This is a genomic window from Pseudomonas sp. Kh14 (assembly GCF_900291005.1).
Taxonomy (GTDB): domain Bacteria; phylum Pseudomonadota; class Gammaproteobacteria; order Pseudomonadales; family Pseudomonadaceae; genus Aquipseudomonas; species Aquipseudomonas alloputida.
In genome coordinates this window covers 1-234 of record NZ_OLKJ01000327.1, presented here as the reverse complement: position 1 = coordinate 234, position 234 = coordinate 1, and the positions used below count along the sequence as shown (strand labels likewise).

Annotated in this window: 1 pseudogene; it reads left to right on the top strand. The window is 67.5% G+C overall.

Features of this window, described 5'->3' with window-relative positions:
- Positions 1-234 (top strand): annotated as a pseudogene (locus tag FQ668_RS28310) (DUF1631 domain-containing protein); the annotation flags it as partial.

Sequence of the window (234 nt, the reverse complement as noted above, 5' to 3'; positions counted from 1 at the left end):
GCTCAAGGCACTGCGCGATGGCCTGGCCAGCGTGGCCCTGGACTCGGCAGCGACCCGCGAATTCTTCCTGCAACTGGAACAGCTGCACCTGCGTGCCTGCGCGGGTACCGCGATGCAGCCCGGCACTGAGGGCCAGCCTTTGAGCGAAGTGCTGGTGGCCGAGGACATCGTCCTGGCGATTGCCGAGGAACCCGCTTGTGCTCCGTCGCAGTTTGCCGACGGGCAGGCTGTCGC